The following is a 412-nucleotide window of genomic DNA, read 5'->3' on the forward strand; positions in this document are numbered from 1 at the left end:
AGTACGTTGTCCCCTTCGTCTAGAGGCCTAGGACATCACCCTTTCACGGTGAGTACAGGGGTTCGAATCCCCTAGGGGACGCCAGATTCAGCGGCGTTTCGTAGAAGTGTCGCAACGCGTGCAGGAACGTGACGAGATCCTGCAGGCGATGGTGCAGAAAAGCTGGAGCGGTAGTTCAGTTGGTTAGAATACCGGCCTGTCACGCCGGGGGTCGCGGGTTCGAGCCCCGTCCGCTCCGCCAGAACGAAGCCCGTTCAAAAGCGTTTTTGAACGGGCTTTCTCGTTAAGGATGTAAGCAGTACGTTGTCCCCTTCGTCTAGAGGCCTAGGACATCACCCTTTCACGGTGAGTACAGGGGTTCGAATCCCCTAGGGGACGCCAGATTCAGCGGCGTTTCGTAGAAGTGTCGCAA

The 412-nt window shown here is 57.0% G+C and carries 3 tRNA genes; all 3 read left to right on the plus strand.

What is annotated here, in order from left to right:
* Positions 1 to 8 precede the first annotated feature (8 nt).
* The 3 genes from HWX03_RS36645 to HWX03_RS36655 all read left to right on the plus strand — a co-directional run bounded on the left by HWX03_RS36645 (position 9) and on the right by HWX03_RS36655 (position 381).
* Positions 9 to 84 (plus strand) — tRNA-Glu (locus HWX03_RS36645).
* An 80-nt stretch (positions 85 to 164) separates the two neighbouring features.
* Positions 165 to 241: transfer RNA gene (locus HWX03_RS36650), tRNA-Asp, on the plus strand.
* A gap of 64 nt (positions 242 to 305) precedes the next feature.
* Positions 306 to 381: transfer RNA gene (locus HWX03_RS36655), tRNA-Glu, on the plus strand.
* Positions 382 to 412 lie beyond the last annotated feature (31 nt).

Origin of the sequence: Burkholderia sp. BCC0397, from assembly GCF_902832865.1 — a bacterium.
Lineage (GTDB): Bacteria > Pseudomonadota > Gammaproteobacteria > Burkholderiales > Burkholderiaceae > Burkholderia.